This is a genomic window from Methylocystis sp. SB2, assembly GCF_049817085.1.
In the GTDB taxonomy this organism is placed as follows: Bacteria; Pseudomonadota; Alphaproteobacteria; order Rhizobiales; family Beijerinckiaceae; genus Methylocystis; species Methylocystis rosea.
Window position 1 is genome coordinate 3,266,088 of the sequence record NZ_CP187401.1, and the last position, 19,186, is coordinate 3,285,273.

Below are 19,186 nucleotides of genomic sequence, written 5' to 3' on the forward strand. Positions count from 1 at the left end.
CCCGCCGGCAGGTCGCTCTTGGCAGCGGCTCGCGTAGAGAATACGCTTTGCAGGCAGGCAGTTCCGCGGCGGACAGGGACGCGCGCCAGCGACGCGAGCAGGCATCCCGAGGCGCGTCAGTCCTGGCTGAACTCTCAACATCATCTGGACCCGAAAGCTCGATGGACGTTTACGACGCGCTCCGCTTTTCCGCTGCGAGAATCTCCAACGAATTGTTTTCGGCGGGATCGATTTTTTCGGTCTATTCGCTGGCGACGACGTTTGTCATCGCCGTCGCCGCGCTGGCCTATCAGCGCAAGATGCGCCGGGGGCGCGTCAACCTCCGGGCCATCGCGCGGGCAATATTCGACAAGAGACTCCTGCAATCCAAGTCATTTGCCGCGGACGTCAAGCTCTTCGTCCTGAGCGTCGTTCTCATGCCGGTCGTGGTGGGCGCGCTCGTTCTATCGACGAACGGCGTTGCGACCGCCGTGAGCGCCGCGCTGCGTAGTTCATTTGGCGCTTTTGCGCCGGTCTCTTGCTGTGACCTTTCGATAAAGCTCTTCTCTACCGCCGTGCTTTTTTTGGCCTATGAGATCGGCTATTGGGTCGATCACTATCTCAAGCATCGGATTCCGTTTTTGTGGGAGTTCCACAAGGTGCATCACACCGCCGAGGTGCTGACCCCGGTGACGAATTTTCGCAATCATCCAATCGACAACATTTTTTTCGGCTACATGCTGGCGATGTTCATTGGCGGCGCGTCAGGCGTATTGGCGTGGGTCTTTGGGCGAACCACTGAATCCTTCACGGTCGACGGGAAGAACATCCTTTTCATCTTCTTCCTTTGGACGATCGGGCATCTTCAACATTCGCAATTCTGGATTCCCTTTCGCGGGATTTTGGGACACGTCGTCCTAAGCCCCGCGCATCACCAGATCCATCATTCGACAGATCCGCAGCACTTCAATCGCAACTTCGGCAGCGTTCTTGCCATTTGGGACTGGATGTTCGGATCGCTTGAGATGCCTTCGACCAAAAACCCGCGCCTTAAATACGGGGTCGAGGAAGACGCCGCGGACCCGCATTCGTCATTCGGATTATTGGCGACCCCGATTTATAGAGCCGCCCTCGCGCTCTGGGGCGCGCTCGCCGATGCGTGGAATGCAGGAACCGAGCGACTCGAGCAGCGCCGTCAAAGGCTCAAGAGCACAGGCATATTATGAGCCGTGTTCGCGCCGACTTGCTGCTTGTGCTGGCGGCTTTTATCTGGGGGACGGCCTTTATCGCGCAAAAAAACGCCGGCGAGCTTATGGGGCCGATCACCTTCGTCGGCGTCCGTTTTCTCCTGTCCTGCGCCGCGCTCGCGCCGCTGGCGCTCTATGAGCGCCGTCACAGTAGCTCTCCGCTGAAAAAGGGCGATTTGCCTCTCGCCGGCCTTATCGGCTTTTGCGTCTTCGCCGCCGCCGCTTTGCAGCAAGTCGGCCTTGCCACGACGACGGCGACCAACGGCGGATTTCTCACGGCGCTTTATGTCGTGCTCGTTCCGGTGTTCGTCTTTGCGCAGACCGGCGTTAGACCCCGGCAGGTCGTTCTCGTCGCGGGCCTCGGGTCCATTGTGGGCGCCTGGCTTCTGACGGACAGCGGGCAGCTCCAGAGTTGGACGTCGGGCGACGCCTTGGTTTTGATTGCGGACGTCGCGTGGGCGGCCGGGATCAGTCTCGTCCCGACCTTTCTCGCTCGGACCAACCGGCCGTATTTTTTGGCTTTCGCGCAGTTCGGCGTCATCGGCGTTCTTGGAGCCGTTGTGGGCCTCGGCGGCGAGCCTTTTTCGCTCGAGGGGTTGAGCGCCGCCCTCCCGTCGATTCTCTATGCGGGGCTTTGCTCCGGAGGGATCGCTTTCACGCTTCAAATCGTGGCGCTCAACTATACGCCAGCGGCCGAAGCCGCCCTTATCATGTCGCTGGAGAGCGTTTTCGCGGCCTTGTCGGGCGTCATCCTGCTGTCCGAGCGCCTCACCACGCCGGCGATGCTAGGCGGGTTGCTCATCTTGCTCAGCGCCGTGCTCGTCGAAGCTGGACCGGCCGCGCAAAATATATGGGCGTCGCAATACTGGAGTCGGCTGTCGGAGTAGGGCGCGCTAGCGTCTGTGGAATAGGGCGCGCTAGCCGTCCGAAAAAGTGGAAGCCGACGCTCGATCACGTCGAGAACGTCGGCTCCAAAATGATCTGCGCGGTAACCGGCCGATCACCCGCCAGAAAGACAAGGGCCGGGAGCTTGCGCGCCCGGCGAGTCTTTTCGGCAGGGGTATGTTTTACTGGATCATGCGGGCAGTCGAGCCAACGCCATCGCCCTGGATGCCGTTGCGGTTGCCCGTGCCGTTGGTTCCTTCAGGAGAAATCCAATCCGGAACCCAGGTCAGAGCGACGACGACGAACGCGACGAAGGCGGCGATCCAAAGCAGCATCTTGCCGATATCGCCGGTATTGTGAACGTTGACGGCCATGCGTTTTCCCCCTGTTCTTGATTTTACGTGAATGCTTGCCGCATCGAGAGGGAGCCTAGCTTGTTTCGGATCGGATGGCAATGCGCTCCTGCGTGGACGCAAACGCCAGCCAAAAAAGCAACATTGCTTCTTATTTTCAATAACTTAACATGCGACAGAACGTCGCGGACATTTCAAAAAATTAAGCGCATTTCCTTGTCCTTGTTTCCCTTCGAACGCGGATGCGCCAGCCAGGCGTCGAACGACTAAAGCGTCCGCGCGGGTTGGTCGGCGGCGGCCCTTGCCGGATGTAGGCGCATCGCCTATAAGCGCGCCATTCCACAGGCGAGAGTTACGCGGCGTCTGCCTCAAGACGTCGCTCCGGTGGCCGGATCTCCGGCCTCTTTACTCTCTCGCCGAGGTTCAACCGGAGAAAAGACACTATGGCTCTGCCCGATTTCACCATGCGCGGCCTCCTGGAGGCCGGCGCTCACTTCGGCCATCAGTCGCATCGCTGGAACCCGAAGATGGCGCCTTTCATCTTTGGCGCCCGCAACAACATCCACATCATCGATCTCGCCCAGACGGTGCCGCTGCTCCATCAGGCGCTGAAGACGATTTCGGACACCGTCTCCAAGGGCGGCCGCGTGCTGTTCGTGGGCACCAAGCGCCAGGCGCAGGAGCAGATCGCCGACGCCGCCAAGCGCAGCGCTCAATATTACATCAATTCTCGCTGGTTGGGCGGCACGCTCACCAATTGGAAGACGATTTCCGGATCGATCACCCGTCTGCGCAAGCTCGACGAGATGCTTTCGGCCGGCGCTTCGGGCATCACTAAGAAAGAGCGCCTGCTGCTGACCCGCGAGCGCGACAAGCTCGAAAAGGCGCTCGGCGGCATCAAGGATATGGGCGGCACGCCGGATTTGATCTTCGTGATCGACACCAACAAAGAGCAGCTCGCGATCAAGGAGGCGAATCGCCTCAAGATTCCCGTCGTCGCCGTGCTCGACACCAATTGCGATCCGGACGGCGTCACCCATCCGATCCCCGGCAACGACGACGCGGGCCGCGCCATCGCGCTCTACTGCGATCTCGTGGCGAGAGCCGCCATCGACGGCATTTCGCGCAGCCAGGGCTCGGTGGGAATCGATATCGGCGCCGATGAGTCGCCGGCGCTCGAGACGCTCCCGGTGGTACGCGAAGATTTGCGTCCCGCCGAAGCCGCAGGCGCGGATGCGGAGACGCCTCTCGAGGCCTTCGAACTGCTGTCAGCGCCGCGCGGCGCGCCGGACGATCTCGCCAAGTTGCACGGCGTCGGCCCGCAGCTTGTCAAGAAGCTGAACGACGCCGGCGTCTATCACTATTGGCAGCTTGCCGCGATGACTTCGGCGGACGTCGAAAAACTCGACGGCGAGTTGAAGCTGAACGGCCGCATTGCGCGCGACGGCTGGGTCGATCAGGCGAAGGCGCTTCTCGCCGCCTAATCGATCCGTCAGGTCCAATGCTTAAGACGCGCGCGCCGGTCCAATGGGCCGGCGTCGTCGCATGACTCCCTTAAGAAGGAATTTCAGCCATGGCTACGATCACCGCCGCCCTTGTGAAGGAACTGCGCGAGAGCACCGGCGCGGGCATGATGGATTGCAAGGCGGCGCTCACCCAGACGGACGGCGCTTTCGAAGCGGCGGTCGACTGGCTGCGCAAGAAGGGCCTCTCCAAGGCCGCGAAGAAAGCCGATCGCGTCGCCGCCGAAGGGCTTGTCGCCGCGCTCGTGTCGGAGAATTCCGGCGTCGTCGTCGAGGTGAATTCGGAAACGGACTTCGTCGCCCGCAACGCCGATTTCCAGACGCTTGTGAAGAACATCGCCGAAGTCGCCTTAAAGAGCGGCAAGAGCGACGTCGAGGCGCTCGGCAAGGAAGCCTATCCCGCCGGCGGCACGGTGAGCGAAGCGATCACCCAAGCGATCGCCGGCATCGGCGAGAACCTGACGTTGCGCCGCGCCGCCGCGCTCAGCGTCGGCGAGGGCGTCGTCGGCCGTTACGTGCATGCGCAGGTCGTCGACGGCCAGGGCAAGATCGCGGTGATCGTCGCGCTCGAATCGAAGGGCGACAAGGACGTGCTGGCGACGCTCGCGCGCCAGCTCGCCATGCATGTCGCCTCGGCGAATCCGCTGGCGCTTGACGCCTCGGGCCTCGACCCGGCGACGGTCGAGCGCGAAAAGAAGCTGCTGGCCGAGAAGAACGCCGGCAAGCCCGAGAATGTGCTGCAGAAGATCATCGATTCGGGCATCAAGACCTACGCCAAAGAGGTCTGCATGCTCGATCAGGTCTCCAACCATCCTGACCACAGCGGCAAGAGCGTCGCCCAGGCGGTCAAGGAGATCGAAGGCAAGGCCGGCGCGCCGATCGCCATCAAGGGCTTCGTGCGCTATGCGCTCGGCGAAGGCATCGAGAAGCAGACGAGCGACTTCGCCGCCGAGGTCGCGGCCGCCGCGAAGGGGTAAGTCACTCCCTCCGCTTGTGGTGAAAAGATTAGTGCGGGCCGGGGCGTTGACCCCGGCCTTTTTTGTGTCCGCGAACCTCTCCGCGTCATGCCCGGCCTTGTGCCGGGCGCCCACCAATCTACTCAGCGGCGCCGCGTGGATGGCCGGGACAAGCCCGGCCATGACGGCGGGAAGTCCGCGCAGTGACTCCCCCCGCATCGCCGCCGCGACCTTCGCCTCCGCCTCTTCTTCATTCGCGCCGCATGCGCGTAGAAGAATGCAACAGCTGTTGGCGATGCGCTCGGTTGTCGCCGCCCGCGCGAAACAATCGCGGGCGGGCGGCGTTTAGGCTCCGGACATTGGTTTTCGTCGCAAGGCGAAGATCGAGCAGAGGGAGCAGCGCATGCGCGCCAAGAAGACCGCCGCAGACGAAATGATTCGCGGACCGCGCGTTGAGAGCGCGATCGACGCCGCGACCTCCGTGCTCGGCTTTGACGATGCGCGTTCCCTGCGGGACCTGCGCGATCCGCGCGAGCTCTATCCCAAGCCGCCCTTCGAGAAGCAGACCCAGCCCTGGCCGGGTCTCGCCGGCCTCATGACGCCGCGTCCCGATCATGGCGAGGAGAGCTACCGAGGCTCGGGGCGTCTCCTTGGCCGCAAGGCGCTCATCACCGGCGGCGACAGCGGCATCGGCCGCGCCGCGGCGATCGCTTTTGCACGCGAAGGCGCCGATGTCGCGATCAACTATCTGCCGGAGGAGGAGGCGGACGCGAGGGAGGTCATGACGCTCCTGGGCGAGGCCGAGGTCAATGCGGTGGCGCTTCCGGGCGATATTCGTGACGAAGAATTTTGCCGCAAGCTGGTCGACGACGCGGCGCGCGATCTCGGCGGCTTGGATATTCTTGTCAACAACGCCGCGCGTCAGCATGCGCGCCAATCGATCCTCGACATTACGACCGAGGATCTCGACTGGACGTTTCAAACCAATCTCTACGCGCTGTTCTGGATCACGAAAGCCGCGATTCCGCATCTCCAGCCGGGATCGTCGATCATCAATACGAGTTCGATCGTCGCCTTCGATCCTTCGCCGCAGCTTCTGGATTATTCGGCGACCAAGGCCGCCATACTCAATTTCACCAGATGTCTGGCGAAGCAGCTCGCCGACAAAGGGATCAGGGTCAACGCCGTCGCGCCCGGCCCGTTCTGGACGGCCCTACAGCCCAGCGGCGGACAATTTCCCGATCACCTCGCCGAATTTGGCGCCGACACGCCGCTGGGTCGCCCGGGACAACCGGCGGAAATCGCGCCGCTTTATGTGCTGCTCGCGTCAAACGAGGCGAGTTTCACGACGGGCCAGGTGTTTGGCGCGACGGGCGGCGAGGTTGGGCCGTAATCGCTCGCCCCAAGTCTGTACGTTTCAATTCCTTCGTCGCGGCTCCGGTTGGCTCGTGACAGTGGCTTCATTCAGACTCGTGCGACTGCCTCACTTGCAGGCGCCGCTCGGTCTCCGTATGAAGATCGCGCCCCGCCTCAGCCAGCGAGATCCGCCTCATGTCCGACCTCACGTCGACGCGACGATTCAAGCGTGTGGTCGTCAAGCTGTCCGGGGAAGCCCTGCAGGGGTCGGCGCCGCACGGGCTTGACGCCGTCACGCTCGCCCGCATCGCCTCCGACCTCGCGACCGCCGCGGACGCGGGGCATGAGATCGCCGTCGTCGTCGGCGGCGGCAATTTCTTTCGCGGCATCAAGGGGGCCGACACCGGGATCGAGCGCGCGCGCGCCGATTCGATCGGCATGCTGGCGACGGTGATGAACGGCTTGGCGCTGGAGCAGGCCATCGAAGGGCAGGGGCGACAGGCGCGCTGCCTCTCCGCCGTGACCATGCCGTCCATATGCGAATCCTTTTCGCGCCGCGCCGCCCTGCATCATCTGGCCAAGGGACGCGTCGTCATTGCGGCCGGAGGCACCGGCAATCCCTTCTTCACGACCGACACCGGCGCGGTGTTGCGCGCCGCGGAGCTCTCCGCCGACGCGGTGCTCAAAGCCACTCAGGTCGACGGCGTCTACACCGCCGATCCCAAGCGCGATCCAACCGCGCAGCGCTATGACCGCTTGAGCCATGACGAGGCGATCGCCGGAAACCTGGCGGTGATGGATACGGCGGCCTTCGCGCTCGCCCGCGAGAACAAGATCCCGATTCTGGTCTTTTCGATCGCCGAGGCCGGCGCCATCGACGGGGCGCTTTCCGGTCGGGGGCGCGCCACCCTCGTCGCGCCGTAAGCCCCTTTCGCGCGCGACGAGAAATCGTGCAATAAATCCTGCGCCGCGGAGCCGCAGCGCCGGCGAGGGCGGCGGCGTGCGCCTTTTCGCGGCGCCATATTGGAAAACATAAGAAGCCGAGCCGCGCGAGTATTCGTGAGAGCGGCGACAGATCAAAGACAGGTTGTGAACATGGCGGAAACTTTTGACCTTGCGGATATGAAGCGCCGCATGCAGGGCGCGGTCGCGACGCTCAAGCACGAATTCGGCGGGCTTCGCACGGGACGCGCCTCGACGAGCTTGCTCGATCCGATTCATGTGGAAGCTTATGGGCAGGTTTCGCCGCTCAATCAGGTCGCCACCGTCAGCGTGCCCGAGCCGCGACTTCTTTCGGTGCAAGTATGGGACAAGGCGCTGGTCATCGCCGTGGACAAGGCGATTCGCGAGGCCAATCTCGGTCTTCAGCCGACGGTTGAAGGTCAGAACTTGCGCATACGCATGCCGGAGCTGAACGAACAGCGCCGCAAAGAACTCGTCAAAGTCGCGCATAAATACGCCGAGGAGGCGCGGGTCTCCGTGCGCCACGTGCGCCGCGACGGCCTCGACATTCTCAAGAAGTTGCTAAAGGATCACGCGATTCCCGAGGACGACGAGAAGCGCCACGAACAAGAGGTGCAGAAAGCGACGGACGAGACGGTGAAGGAGATCGACGCCGCGCTCGCCGCCAAGGAAAAGGAAATCATGCAGGTCTAGGAAGCTGCGACGTCGCCTGGCGCAGGTCCCATGGCCATTCGGAACCCGAATATGACGGAAAGCGACATTCTGGAGGCGCAAACGAACGCGCAGCGCGCGCGCGCGGCGCCGCGTCATGTCGCGCTGATCATGGATGGCAACGGCCGCTGGGCGGCCAAGCGGGGCTTGCCGCGATTCGAAGGGCACCGGCGCGGCGTCGAGGCGCTGCGCCGCACGGTGCGGGCGGCGATCAAGCTCAACATCGGCTATCTGACGGTCTATTCCTTCTCGGCGGAAAACTGGTCGCGCCCGCGTGAGGAGGTGGAAAGCCTCCTCTCGCTGCTGCATCGCTTCATCCGCAACGATCTGGCGGAGTTGCACGCCAGCAATGTGCGCGTGCGGGTCATCGGCGCGCGCGCCGAGCTCGCGCCCGACATCTCGGACCTGCTGCGCGAGGCCGAGCAGATGACGCAGGCGAACTCCGGGCTCACCCTCGTCGTCGCGTTCAACTATGGCGCGCGGCAGGAGATCGCGGCGGCGGCCCGCGCGCTCGCGGAAATGGTGGCGCAGGGCCGACTGGCGCCCGAGGAGATCGACGCCGACGCCATCGCGCAGCGGCTCGACACCGCGGACATTCCCGATCCCGACCTGATTATCCGCACGTCGGGCGAGCAGCGGCTGTCGAATTTCCTGCTGTGGCAGGCGGCTTACGCCGAGTTCGTCTTCTTGCCGATTCTTTGGCCCGATTTCGACGAGGGGGCGCTAGCGGCCGCGATCGCCGAATACGCCCATCGCGATCGGCGCTTCGGCGGGCTTGAAGCCGCGGCGCGCAGCGCCAAGACCGCTTCATGACCGCGGATCGAAGGGACATAAGCAGCGCCGGGCAATCTCCCGGAAAGCCGTCCGCCGGAGGCTTCGCCGACCTTGGTCCGCGCGTCGCTTCCGCCGCAGCGATGGTCATCGCCGCGCTCGGCGCGCTCTATCTTGGCGGCGACGTCTTTGCGCTCTTCTGGCTGGCGGCAGCTTTCGGGGTGAGCTGGGAGTGGCAGAACCTGATCGGCGGCGAAGGTCGCGCCGCCAGAATCGCCGTCGGCGGCGCGGCGGTCGCCGCCGCAATGGCGTTCGGACGCGTCTCCATGCCCGGCGCCGCCGCGCTTGCGATTTCCGCTTTTGCCCTTGCGGGCGCAGCGCTGGCGGGGGCCGAGCGTCGTCTCTGGGCGGCGACGGGCATCGTCTACGCCGGCGCGCTCGCCTTCTCCGTTTGTCTCTTGCGCGAGTCCGCCGAAGTCGGCGCGCTCGCGCTCGCCTTCCTGTTCGCCGTGGTCTGGGGCACCGATATCTTTGCCTATTTCGGCGGCAGGCTGATCGGCGGACCCAAGCTTTGGCCGCGCGTCTCGGCCGGTAAGACATGGTCCGGCACGATCACTGGCGTCCTCTGCGGCGCATTCCTTGGCCTTGTCGCCGTTTACCTCGGCGCCGGCCCGCAACTTGCGAACTGGCGTGTGTTCCTAGTCGGACTGGCCGCCGCCGCCTTCTCGCAAGTCGGCGATCTTTTCGAATCTTCGGTCAAGCGCCGCTTTGGGGCCAAGGATTCGAGCCAGCTTATTCCCGGCCATGGCGGCGTCATGGATCGGCTCGACGGCTTCATCTTCGCCAGCGCCTTCGCGGCGGCGGTGGGCCTGCTGCGCGGCGCGCCGTCGGTGGCGGCCGGTCTTTTCTTCTGGTAGGGCGGAGCCAATGGCATTAGCAAACGGACAGTTTCACGCGCACGCCCCGGCTCAGCCGCGGGCGCCGGCGCCGCGCCGCATCGTGCTGCTGGGCGCGACGGGCTCGATCGGCCGTTCGACGGTCGACCTTCTCGAACGCGATCCGGAAGGATTTTCGGTGTCGGCGGTGGCGGGCGGCCGCGATGTCGAGGCGCTCGCGCGCGTCGCCCGCGCGGTCAAAGCTGAATTCGCCGCGATCCGCGACGAGAGCGCCTATGCGGCGCTCAAGGAAGCGCTCGCCGGGACCAACACTCAGGTCGCCGCGGGTCGCGAGGCGGTCATCGAGGCCGCGCTGCGCGACGCCGATCTCGTGGTCTCGGCCATCGTCGGCGCCGCCGGCGTCGAGCCGACCTACGCCGCGCTCGCCGCGGGCCGCGACGTGGCGCTCGCCAACAAGGAATGTCTCGTCTGCGCCGGCGTGCCCTTCATGCGGATGGCGGCGGAAATGGGCGTGCGGCTGCTGCCGATGGACAGCGAGCACAACGCCATTTTTCAGGCGCTTGGCGGCGAGGACGCCTCCCGCATCGAACGCATGATCGTCACGGCCTCCGGCGGCCCGTTCCGCACCTGGAGCAAGGAGCGCATCTCCGAGGCGACGGTCGATGAAGCGCTCAACCACCCCAATTGGGCGATGGGCCCGAAAATAACCGTCGACTCGGCCGGCATGATGAACAAGGGGCTCGAACTGATCGAGGCTCATCATCTCTTCGGCATTCCGGCGGAAAAGCTCGAAGTCGTGGTCCATCCGCAGTCGATCATCCACGGCCTTGTCGCCTTTTCCGACGGCTCGGTGACCGCGGGAATCGCCGTGCCGGACATGCGCACGCCGATCGCCCATTGTCTGGGCTATCCTGATCGGCTGACGACCCCGACGCCGCGCCTCGATCTGGCGAAAATCGCCACCCTGACATTCGAGGCGCCTGATTTTGATCGGTTTCCGGCGCTCAGACTGGCGCTCGACGTGCTGCGCGCCGGCGGCGGCCTGCCGACCGTGCTCAACGCCGCCAATGAAATCGCCGTCGAAGCCTTCCTGGATCGCCGCATTTCCTTCGACGGGATCGCTCGCCATGTGGCCGAGGCCTGCGAGGCCGCTTTGCGCGATGGAACCGCAAATGCGCCCGCAACAGTTGAGGATGCCCTCGCGGTGGACCATATTGTCAGAGAAAGATCACGATCGGCCTTGGCCGGGCGTGCCGCATCAGGCATGCTGCTTCAGTGATCATGGCGCGCGCCGCCGACAGGGTTGGCGCAAGCGAGACCTGCGAGACAGCGCTTTGCTAGACCTCCTGACGACCTTCGCCTTTTATCTCATCCCCTTCGTGCTCGTTCTCACGCTCGTCGTGTTTGTGCACGAATTTGGGCACTTCATCGTCGGCCGGTGGTGCGGCGTGAAGGTGGACGCCTTTTCCATCGGCTTCGGACCGGAGCTGTGGTCTCGGGTGGATCGTCTCGGCACGCGCTGGCGTATCGCCAGCATTCCGCTCGGCGGCTACGTCAGCTTCCATGGCGACGCCAACGCCGCCAGCGCGCCGGACCCCGAAGCGGTGCGCGCGATGCCCGAGAGCGAGCGCGCGGTGACCTTCGCGGCGCAGTCGGTATGGAAGCGCGCCGCCATCGTGTTCGCCGGTCCTTTTGCGAATTTCATTCTGGCGATCGCGATTTTCGCAATTCTCTTCGGCGTTTATGGGCGGACGGTCTACGCGCCGCGCGTCGGTTCGCTGACGCCTGGCGGGGCTGGCGCCGCTGCGGGCTTCATGGCCGGAGACCTGGTGCTGACCGTCGACGGCGCGCCGGTCGACTCCTTTTCGAATCTGCAGGAAATCGTTTCGGGTTCGGCCGACAAAAAACTCGTTTTCGTGATTCAACGCGGCGATGAGCAGCTGACGCTGCCGGTCGTTCCCGCCTTGCGCGAGGTTGAGAGCGCGATCGGCAAAATCCGAATCGGCATGCTGGGCATTCAGGCGTCAAAGGCCGCAGCCGACATCCGTCGGGAACGCTACGGACCCGCCGACGCGGTGGCGATGGGCGTGCAGGAAACTTGGACGGTCGTGCGCCGCACCGGAAATTACATTGGCGGACTCGTCACCGGACGCGAGAGCGCCGATCAGCTCTCCGGACCGATTGGCATCGCGCAAGTCTCGGGGCAAATGGCGCAGGCGGTCTCCAAGGTCGGCATCGCGCCGCTGCTGAGCCTCATCGCGATTCTCTCGGTCTCCATCGGCCTGCTGAATCTTATGCCGGTGCCGCTGCTTGACGGCGGACATTTGCTGTTCTTCGCGATAGAGGCGGCGCGCGGCCGCGCGCTCAACGAGCGCGCGCAGGAAGTCGCCTTCCGAGTGGGTCTCGCGATGGTTGGCGCGCTGATGATTTTCTCGACCTATAACGACATCGCGCGGCTCATTCACAAGCTCACCGGCTCAGGCTCCTAGAGCGCTTCCAAGATCATTTGGAATCAGGTGATCGATAGGAATCGCTCTAGATAAAAATGCTGGAGCAGGTTCTCATCGAAAAAGTCCGTCAACTTTTTCGGATCTGCTTTAGCGCACGCAGCCGCTCCAATGACGTACGCCGTGTAAGCGCGCGATTCCTGTCGTAATTTGGACATGATGACGTTTGTGGCGCCACGTCTTAACCATGCGCTGACCATGAATCGTGGCTTTAACGTCACGCCTTCGACAAATTGCGGCGACAACATTTATTCTGCATTTGCAGGGTCGGGTAAACCTTGTAGAAGGAATCGCTCAACGCTGGCGAAGCGCCGATCGTCGGCGCATTTACATGAGTTTCGTGCCGCGGCCCGGGCGGCGACGTTGCGACGAGGACCTGCACTATATGCGCTCTATCAGCGGCATTTGGAAATCATCGTTCCTATTCGCGGTTGTGGCCGCTCTGCTGGCGTTTAGCGTTCCGGCGTTCGCCGCGCCCGACATCAATCGCATCGCGTTCGAGGGCAACAGCAAGGTCAAGACTGACATCTTGCAGGAGCAGGTGCGTTCGCGCGCCCGCACAGAATTCAACCCGCAGATGGCCGAGGCCGACGTCGCGCGATTGACGGAAGTCTATCGCCGGTCGGGACGCGCTGCGGCGAAAGTGAGCTTTCGGACGGTTGATCTGCCGAACGGACGCGTCGACCTGGTCTTCAGCATCGTTGAAGGCGACAAGACCGGCGTTAAGGAGATCCGTTTCATCGGCAATGAGGTCTACTCCACACGCCGTCTCGTCGGCATGATGGAGACGACAGAAATGAACTTCCTGTCGTTCCTCAAGACAAGCGACGTTTATGATCCCGACCGCATCGCGGCGGACCTCGAACTCATTCGTCGATTCTATCTCAAGAACGGCTACGCCGATTTCCGCGTGATCAGCTCCGACGTGCAGTTCGATCCGGCGGCTGGCGGCTACATCATCAGCATCGTCGTGAACGAGGGCCCGCAGTATCGGGTGTCGACGGTGAGCGTCGAATCCCATCTCCCCGACGTCGATGGCGCCGCGTTGAATGATTTGCTGCGGCTCGCGCCGGGCGACGTCTACAACGGCGACGCGGTTGAGAAGACCGTCGAAGCGCTGACCCGCGAAATCGCCCGGAAGGGCTATGCCTTCACCCAGGCGCGCCCGCGCGGCGAACGCAATCCGGCCGATCAGACGGTCGCGATCCAGTTCCTGCTCGAGGAAGGACCCCGGGTCTACATTGAACGCATCAACATTCGCGGCAACACGCGCACGCGCGACTACGTCATCCGCCGCGAGTTCGATATCGGCGAGGGCGACGCCTATAACCGCGTCCTGATCGACCGCGCCGAACGCCGGCTGAATGGCCTCGGCTATTTCAAAAAGGTGAAAATCACCAATGAGCCGGGCTCAGCGCCGGACCGCGTGATCCTGAACGTCGACGTCGAGGACCAGCCCACCGGCAACTTCGGCATCTCTGGCGGTTATTCGACCAACCAGGGCTTTATCGCCGAAGTGTCGGTGTCGGAAAGCAACTTCATGGGTCGCGGCCAAGCGGTTCGCCTTTCGGTGCAGGGCGGCCAGATCGCCCGCGGCGTGACGTTCAGCTTCACCGAGCCTTATTTCCTCGACCAGCGCATCGCCGCCGGCTTCGACGTCTTCGTGCGTCAACAGGACGCTTATAACTACTCGATCTACAGCTCGACGTCCTACGGCGGCACGTTGCGCTTCGGCATCCCGATCACCGAAGAGCTCAGCTTCTCGCCGCACTACTCGATCTATCAAACGACGATCTCAATCCCGAACGACAAGAATCGTCCTTACAACGACTGTTTGGTGCCGGTGTTGGGCTACACGCCGGGGTTCAGTCCCTTCATGCCGACGACGAGCCTCTTCGTGAACTGTCAGTCGAACGGCGAGGCGTCGCTCGCGATCAAGGAGTCGCAGGGGGGGCTGCTGACGTCGCTCGTCGGCTATTCGCTGAACTACAGCACCATCGACAACTTCAAAAATCCGCATAACGGCTGGCTGGCGACGCTCAATCAGGACGTTGCGGGTCTCGGCGGCGGCACGCGCTATCTGCGCACGACCGGCGATATTCGCTACTTCCGTGAGATTCCCTATATCGACGATGTCGTCGGCATCGCCCGTCTGCAGGGCGGCGATCTGTCGACCTTCGGCGGCTACAAGCCGCGCATTCAGGACAACTTCAACCTCGGCCCCAGCCTGGTGCGCGGCTTCGCGCCGGGCGGCATAGGCCCACGCGACTCGAACGTTCTGACGAGCTTCAACAACAATCGCGGCAACTCACTCGGCGGCTCCAACTATGTTGGCGCATCGCTCGAAGTTCAGTTCCCCTTCTGGTACCTGCCCAAGGATCTGGGGCTGAGAGGGGCGGTCTTCGCCGACGCCGGTTCGCTATGGAATTTTAGCGGTAAGACGAACTACGCCAACAATCTGCCCACGATTCCCGGCGTGACCTGCATCGGCGCCTATACGCCGGAGGCGGGCTTCGGGCAGGGCAATTGCGTTGTGCCGAACGCCAACTCCTTCAGGGTTCGGTCGTCCGTGGGCGCCTCGGTGCTTTGGAATTCGCCGATGGGGCCGATCCGCTTCGACTACGCGGTCGTGACCTCGAAGGCGAGAGAGGACATCACTCAGAACTTCCGCTTCAGCGGCGGCACCAACTTCTGATGATCGGAGACGATCGCCGGGCGTACCGCGCCCGGCGGACGGCTGAAGGCTTGGCTTGGGCTGCCGCGCTGGATTTTGCAGCGTGAGCGCAGCGGCCTTCTTTCCCTTGGCGCGACCCGCCCCTTTGAGCGAAATTGCGCAGATCGCCGGCGCCGAGATTTGCGGCGGTCGTGACGGCGCGCAAGCGTCTGGCGAGCTTGCGGCGCCGCCCCTTATCATCGGCGTGGCCACGCTCGATTGGAGCAGGCCGGGCGACCTCTGCTTCTACGACAACCCGCGTTATCGCAAGGCCCTCTTGGAGTGCCGAGCGACCGCCTGCTTCCTGCGCGCGCGCCATCTTGATTTGCTGCCCAAGTCCGTCGTCGCGCTCGTCGTCGACGATCCGCAAAGGGCGATGACGCTCGCGGCCGCGCATCTCTTTCCGGACGCGCTGCGGCCCGGCTCCTTATTCCAGTCCAGCGGCGTTTCTCCGGGAGCGGCGGTGCATCCGCAGGCGCGACTCGAACCAGGCGTGGTCGTTGATCCCGGCGCCGTGATCGGGCCGGGCGCCGAGATCGGCGCTGGAACGATTATCGGGCCGCAGGCGGTGATCGGTCCGAATGTGCGCATCGGCCGCGACTGTTCGATCGGCGCGCATGCGAGCCTCACCCATGCGCTGATCGGCGACCGCGTCGTCATTCACCCGGGGGCGCGGCTTGGGCAGGATGGCTTCGGCTTCGCGCCAACGCGTCAAGGCTATCTCAAGACGCCGCAGGTCGGTCGCGTGATCGTGCAGGACGATGTCGAGATCGGCGCCAATACGACGATTGATCGAGGCGCGTCGCGCGACACGATCATCGGCGAGGGAACCAAAATCGATAATCTCGTGCAGATCGGCCACAATGTGGTGATCGGCCGTTTTTGCGCCATCGTCGCCCAATCGGGCGTAGCCGGCTCCTGTGAGATCGGCGATTTCGTCGCGCTTGGCGGACAATCCGCCGTCGCCGGCCACCTCACGATCGGCGAAGGCGCAGCGGTAGCGGCCAAATCCGGGGTGATGCGCGACCTGCCGGCCGGGTCGCGGGTCGGCGGCGCGCCAGCGCGCCCGTTGCGGCGGTTCTTGCGCGGCGCAGCGCTGCTCGACCGACTCGCGCGCAAGAACAAGCCGACGTAAGACAAGCCGGCGAAAACAAGCAAAAACTGGGATGGCGCTCGCCATGCCCTCGAGAGGGAGGAAGAAATGCCCGAGGCCGCGGCCGGCGCGACTCTGGAGAGCGCCGACATTATGCAGATCATGAGCCAACTGCCGCATCGGTATCCGTTCCTGCTGGTCGATCGCATCTTCGACATCCGTGGCGATGAATCCTGCGTCGGCGTGAAGAACGTGACGGTCAACGAGCCGCAGTTTCAGGGGCACTTTCCCGAGCGTCCGATCATGCCCGGCGTCCTGCTCATCGAGGCGATGGCGCAGACCGCCGGAGTCATCGCCATCCGGGCGCTGAAAGGCGCAGATCGGTCGCGCCTCGTTTATTTTGTCACGATCGACAAGGCGAAATTCCGCAAGCCGGTGACGCCCGGCGACCGCGTCGAATTCCACATGGCCAAAACCGCGCAGAAGCGAAACATCTGGTGGTATTCTGGGCGCGCGTTGGTCGACGGCGCGCTGGTCTGCGAGGCGCAGATCAGCGTCATGATGGGTGCCTAGATCACGCTGCATTTGGGCGGAATCGCCCAAATGCAGATAACGTGATCGATTTCCCAAAGTTTAGAGCGCGCTCTATGCGAAAAACCGGTTCCCACTTTTTCGCAACGCGCTCTAGCGTCGGCGCGGCGAGTGCGACATTGAACCCTTCGGTTCATCGGTCCTCTGTGGTCGAAGACGGCGCCCGGCTGGGCGTCGGCGTCGCCATCGGCCCCTTTTGCCATATCGGCGCCGGCGTCGAGATCGGCGACGGCGCGACTCTCCACTCCCATGTCGTCGTCGGCGGCTGTACGCGCATTGGCGCCCGCGCGAGGATTTTCCCCTTCGCCGCCGTGGGATTGCCGTCCCAAGATATCAAAGCTGCGCTCGCGGAGGGCGTGCTGACGATCGGCGAAGGGTGCGTCATTCGCGAAGGCGTGACCATCAATGCAGGCGTAGGCGAGGGCACGCGTATCGGGGCGCGCTGCGTCTTTCTTGCCGCTTCGCACGTCGCTCACGACTGTCGGCTGGGCGACGACGTGATACTGTCCAATCAGGTTCTGCTGGGCGGGCACGTCGAGATCGGGGACCATGCGATGATCGGCGGCGCCACGGCGGTGCATCAGAATGTGCGCATTGGCGCGCATGCCTTCGTCGGCGGCCTCTCGGGCGTCGAAGGCGACGTCATTCCCTTTACGCTCGCGTCGGGCAACCGCGCCCATCTTTTCGGCCTCAACCGCGTCGGCCTGCAGCGGCGTGGTTTTGCGCCGGAGCGCATCGAGCGGCTACGCCGGGCGTATCGCCTGCTCTTCGCGCAAGAGGCGCGCGCGCTGAGCGAACGCATCGACTGTCTGTCGCGAGATTTCGCCGGCGACGCCGACATTGCGGCGATCGTCGAATTTCTGCGGGCGCCCTCGACGCGGCCGCTCTGCGCGCCTCGCGCGCGCTGAACCATGAGCGCGCCGCGCATCTTCCTTATCGCTGGCGAAGCCTCTGGCGATCAGCTCGGCGCAGCGCTGATGCGGGCTTTGCGCGCCGCGCGTCCGGAGACCGTTTTTTCCGGCGTCGGGGGCGAGGCGATGGCGCGCGAAGGCCTCGTTTCGCTGTTTCCGCTCGAAGACATCGCGGTGATGGGCCTCATTCCCGTCTTGGCGCGGCTGCCACGCCTTGTCCGGCGCATCGCACAGACGGCGCGGGCGGTCGTCGATCAGGCGCCGGACTGTCTCGTCATCATCGACGCGCCGGATTTTAGCCATCGCGTCGCGCGTCGCGTGCGCGCCGCCCGACCTGACCTGCCGATCGTCGATTACGTCAGCCCGACCGTATGGGCGTGGCGGCCCGGCCGCGCGCGCGCGATGCGCGATTATGTCGATTGCCTGCTGGCGCTGCTGCCCTTCGAGCCGCAGGCGCATGTTCGCCTCGGCGGCCCGCGATGCGTCTATGTCGGCCATCCGCTTGTCGAGCGGCTCGACGAGCTGACGCGGCCTTCTCACGATCGCGGCGCGGCGCGGTCGCTGCTCGTTCTGCCCGGGTCGCGTCTGGCGGAAGTGCGGCGCATGACGCCAATCTACGGCGAGGCGCTCGAACTGCTTTTGCGCGAACGCGCCGACTTCGAGGTCGTCATTCCTGTCGCCCCGAATGTTGAGAAGACCTTGCGACGCGAACTGCGGGGATGGCCGCTGACGCCGCGTCTGATTGGCCAGGCGGAGAAATTCGCCGCGTTCCGACATGCGCGCGCCGCACTTGTGACGTCCGGCGTCGCGACGCTGGAGCTGGCGCTCGCCGGCGTTCCCATGGCTGTCGCCTATAAGGTCTCGCGCGTCGAATCGCTGCTGCGCTTTCTCGTCAAAGTCGAATCGATCGTGCTGCCCAATCTCATCATCGGCGAGAATATTGTGCCGGAATTCCTGCAGGAGGCGGCGACGCCGCGCGCGCTCGCCGAGGCGCTGAGGCCGCTCTTGCGCGAGAGCGCCGCGCGCGAAGCGCAGCTCGCAGCCTTCAAGCGCGTCCGCGCGCGCCTGCTCGAGACCGGCCGGACGCCGAGCGCTCGGGCGGCTGACATCATCCTTGAATATGCGTCGCGCGGTCGCTTTTAGAGCGCTTCTGGGATCAGAAAGGAATGTCGTCGTCGAGTTGGTCGGAGAGCTTGCCGGCGGGGGCGGGACGCCGCTCGGTGGGACCGCGTTCCATCGGCGAGGAGCGGCCAAAGGATCCGCCGCTCTGGCTGTAGCCGCTGTCGTAGTCGCCCTCGCTGCGTCCGCCCTTGCTGTCGAGCAGAGTCAGCTCGCCGCGAAAACGCTGCAGCACGACATCGGTCGCCTTGCGCTGATTGCCGTCCTTGTCGGTATATTCGCGGGTCTGCAACTGGCCTTCGAGATAGATCTTGGAGCCCTTGCGGCAGTATTGCTCGGCGATCTTCCCGAGATTTTCGTTGAAGATCGACACATTGTGCCACTCGGTGCGATCTTTGCGCTCGCCGGTGTTCTTATCGCGCCAGGACTCGGTGGTCGCCACCGAGAAGGAGACGACGCGATCGCCGGACGGCAGCGTCCGCACCTCCGGATCGCGGCCGAGATTGCCGATCAGGATCACCTTGTTGACGCTGCCCGCCATGTCGCTCTCCGCTTGCTTTGACGCGTGGCACTCTAGTGCAAAGGCCGGTTCTGGGGCGGGCCGGCTCGGCT

18 protein-coding genes are annotated in these 19,186 nt (G+C 64.2%); 16 read left to right on the forward strand and 2 right to left on the reverse strand.

Annotated features, from left to right (window positions below; all coding sequences use genetic code 11):
* Positions 1-161 precede the first annotated feature (161 nt).
* Together ACPS74_RS15880 and ACPS74_RS15885 are read left to right on the forward strand one after the other, a co-directional pair.
* The gene (locus ACPS74_RS15880) at positions 162-1,205 is read left to right on the forward strand and encodes a sterol desaturase family protein (protein WP_029650977.1); all 1,044 of its coding nucleotides are present in this window, start codon (positions 162-164) and stop codon (positions 1,203-1,205) included.
* Entirely contained in the window at positions 1,202-2,113 is a 912-nt protein-coding gene (locus ACPS74_RS15885; RefSeq protein ID WP_029650979.1) for a DMT family transporter, read from the forward strand. Before ACPS74_RS15880 ends, ACPS74_RS15885 begins: the two co-directional genes overlap by 4 nt.
* 180 nt (positions 2,114-2,293) lie before the next feature.
* Here the strand turns inward: ACPS74_RS15885 and ACPS74_RS15890 are convergent, their stop codons facing one another.
* Complete coding sequence (locus tag ACPS74_RS15890) at positions 2,294-2,485, reverse strand: hypothetical protein (protein ID WP_029650981.1); 192 nt, start codon at positions 2,483-2,485, stop codon at positions 2,294-2,296.
* Between the two features lie 422 nt (positions 2,486-2,907).
* Here ACPS74_RS15890 and ACPS74_RS15895 point away from each other — a divergent pair, with 422 nt between their 5' ends.
* The 14 genes from ACPS74_RS15895 (at position 2,908) to lpxB (ending at position 18,598) form a co-directional block, all read left to right on the forward strand.
* Complete coding sequence (locus ACPS74_RS15895) at positions 2,908-3,948, forward strand: 30S ribosomal protein S2 (RefSeq protein WP_029650983.1); 1,041 nt, start codon at positions 2,908-2,910, stop codon at positions 3,946-3,948.
* Between the two features lie 89 nt (positions 3,949-4,037).
* Positions 4,038-4,964, forward strand: a complete 927-nt coding sequence (gene tsf, locus ACPS74_RS15900; RefSeq protein WP_029650984.1) for a translation elongation factor Ts — start codon at positions 4,038-4,040, stop codon at positions 4,962-4,964.
* A gap of 382 nt (positions 4,965-5,346) precedes the next feature.
* Positions 5,347-6,336: an SDR family oxidoreductase gene (locus tag ACPS74_RS15905; RefSeq protein ID WP_029650986.1), complete on the forward strand. Its 990-nt coding sequence runs from the start codon at positions 5,347-5,349 to the stop codon at positions 6,334-6,336.
* A gap of 158 nt (positions 6,337-6,494) precedes the next feature.
* Entirely contained in the window at positions 6,495-7,223 is a 729-nt protein-coding gene (pyrH, locus tag ACPS74_RS15910) for a UMP kinase (protein WP_029650988.1), read from the forward strand.
* Between the two features lie 171 nt (positions 7,224-7,394).
* Positions 7,395-7,955, forward strand: coding sequence for a ribosome recycling factor (gene frr / locus ACPS74_RS15915; RefSeq protein ID WP_014892614.1), 561 nt, complete (start codon positions 7,395-7,397; stop codon positions 7,953-7,955).
* Positions 7,956-8,006: 51 nt separating this feature from the next.
* Complete coding sequence (locus ACPS74_RS15920; RefSeq protein ID WP_051381791.1) at positions 8,007-8,786, forward strand: isoprenyl transferase; 780 nt, start codon at positions 8,007-8,009, stop codon at positions 8,784-8,786.
* Positions 8,783-9,661: a phosphatidate cytidylyltransferase gene (locus tag ACPS74_RS15925; protein ID WP_029650992.1), complete on the forward strand. Its 879-nt coding sequence runs from the start codon at positions 8,783-8,785 to the stop codon at positions 9,659-9,661. The genes ACPS74_RS15920 and ACPS74_RS15925 overlap by 4 nt, the downstream gene beginning before the upstream one ends.
* A 10-nt stretch (positions 9,662-9,671) precedes the next feature.
* Positions 9,672-10,919, forward strand: a complete 1,248-nt coding sequence (gene dxr / locus ACPS74_RS15930; RefSeq protein ID WP_029650994.1) for a 1-deoxy-D-xylulose-5-phosphate reductoisomerase — start codon at positions 9,672-9,674, stop codon at positions 10,917-10,919.
* Positions 10,920-10,974: 55 nt separating this feature from the next.
* Positions 10,975-12,129, forward strand: coding sequence for a M50 family metallopeptidase (locus ACPS74_RS15935; RefSeq protein WP_029650997.1), 1,155 nt, complete (start codon positions 10,975-10,977; stop codon positions 12,127-12,129).
* Positions 12,130-12,478: 349 nt separating this feature from the next.
* Complete coding sequence (gene bamA, locus ACPS74_RS15940) at positions 12,479-14,842, forward strand: outer membrane protein assembly factor BamA (RefSeq protein WP_425622384.1); 2,364 nt, start codon at positions 12,479-12,481, stop codon at positions 14,840-14,842.
* Positions 14,843-14,924: 82 nt separating this feature from the next.
* Positions 14,925-15,995 (forward strand): UDP-3-O-(3-hydroxymyristoyl)glucosamine N-acyltransferase, encoded by a 1,071-nt coding sequence (gene lpxD, locus ACPS74_RS15945; RefSeq protein WP_029651001.1) that lies wholly within the window; start codon positions 14,925-14,927, stop codon positions 15,993-15,995.
* A 66-nt stretch (positions 15,996-16,061) separates the two neighbouring features.
* A complete protein-coding gene (gene fabZ, locus ACPS74_RS15950) occupies positions 16,062-16,526 on the forward strand; it encodes a 3-hydroxyacyl-ACP dehydratase FabZ (protein WP_029651002.1) in 465 nt (154 codons plus the stop codon).
* Between the two features lie 137 nt (positions 16,527-16,663).
* Positions 16,664-17,452: an acyl-ACP--UDP-N-acetylglucosamine O-acyltransferase gene (gene lpxA / locus ACPS74_RS15955; RefSeq protein ID WP_029651270.1), complete on the forward strand. Its 789-nt coding sequence runs from the start codon at positions 16,664-16,666 to the stop codon at positions 17,450-17,452.
* 3 nt (positions 17,453-17,455) lie between these two features.
* Positions 17,456-18,598 carry a lipid-A-disaccharide synthase gene (gene lpxB / locus ACPS74_RS15960; protein ID WP_029651269.1) on the forward strand — a complete coding sequence of 381 codons (1,143 nt, stop codon included), beginning with the start codon at positions 17,456-17,458 and terminating at the stop codon, positions 18,596-18,598.
* A gap of 13 nt (positions 18,599-18,611) precedes the next feature.
* Here the strand turns inward: lpxB and ssb are convergent, their stop codons facing one another.
* Positions 18,612-19,115, reverse strand: coding sequence for a single-stranded DNA-binding protein (ssb, locus tag ACPS74_RS15965; protein WP_018407593.1), 504 nt, complete (start codon positions 19,113-19,115; stop codon positions 18,612-18,614).
* Positions 19,116-19,186: the final 71 nt, after the last annotated feature.

Coding starts and splice junctions, on each gene's coding strand:
- ACPS74_RS15890 (WP_029650981.1), bottom strand. CDS start 2,485: ATGGCCGTCAACGTTCACAATACCGGCGATATCGGCAAGATGCTGCTT.
- ACPS74_RS15885 (WP_029650979.1), top strand. CDS start 1,202: ATGAGCCGTGTTCGCGCCGACTTGCTGCTTGTGCTGGCGGCTTTTATC.
- fabZ (WP_029651002.1), top strand. CDS start 16,062: ATGCCCGAGGCCGCGGCCGGCGCGACTCTGGAGAGCGCCGACATTATG.
- ACPS74_RS15920 (WP_051381791.1), top strand. CDS start 8,007: ATGACGGAAAGCGACATTCTGGAGGCGCAAACGAACGCGCAGCGCGCG.
- pyrH (WP_029650988.1), top strand. CDS start 6,495: ATGTCCGACCTCACGTCGACGCGACGATTCAAGCGTGTGGTCGTCAAG.
- lpxB (WP_029651269.1), top strand. CDS start 17,456: ATGAGCGCGCCGCGCATCTTCCTTATCGCTGGCGAAGCCTCTGGCGAT.
- dxr (WP_029650994.1), top strand. CDS start 9,672: ATGGCATTAGCAAACGGACAGTTTCACGCGCACGCCCCGGCTCAGCCG.
- ACPS74_RS15925 (WP_029650992.1), top strand. CDS start 8,783: ATGACCGCGGATCGAAGGGACATAAGCAGCGCCGGGCAATCTCCCGGA.
- ACPS74_RS15880 (WP_029650977.1), top strand. CDS start 162: ATGGACGTTTACGACGCGCTCCGCTTTTCCGCTGCGAGAATCTCCAAC.
- ACPS74_RS15895 (WP_029650983.1), top strand. CDS start 2,908: ATGGCTCTGCCCGATTTCACCATGCGCGGCCTCCTGGAGGCCGGCGCT.
- bamA (WP_425622384.1), top strand. CDS start 12,479: ATGAGTTTCGTGCCGCGGCCCGGGCGGCGACGTTGCGACGAGGACCTG.
- ssb (WP_018407593.1), bottom strand. CDS start 19,115: ATGGCGGGCAGCGTCAACAAGGTGATCCTGATCGGCAATCTCGGCCGC.
- ACPS74_RS15905 (WP_029650986.1), top strand. CDS start 5,347: ATGCGCGCCAAGAAGACCGCCGCAGACGAAATGATTCGCGGACCGCGC.
- tsf (WP_029650984.1), top strand. CDS start 4,038: ATGGCTACGATCACCGCCGCCCTTGTGAAGGAACTGCGCGAGAGCACC.
- frr (WP_014892614.1), top strand. CDS start 7,395: ATGGCGGAAACTTTTGACCTTGCGGATATGAAGCGCCGCATGCAGGGC.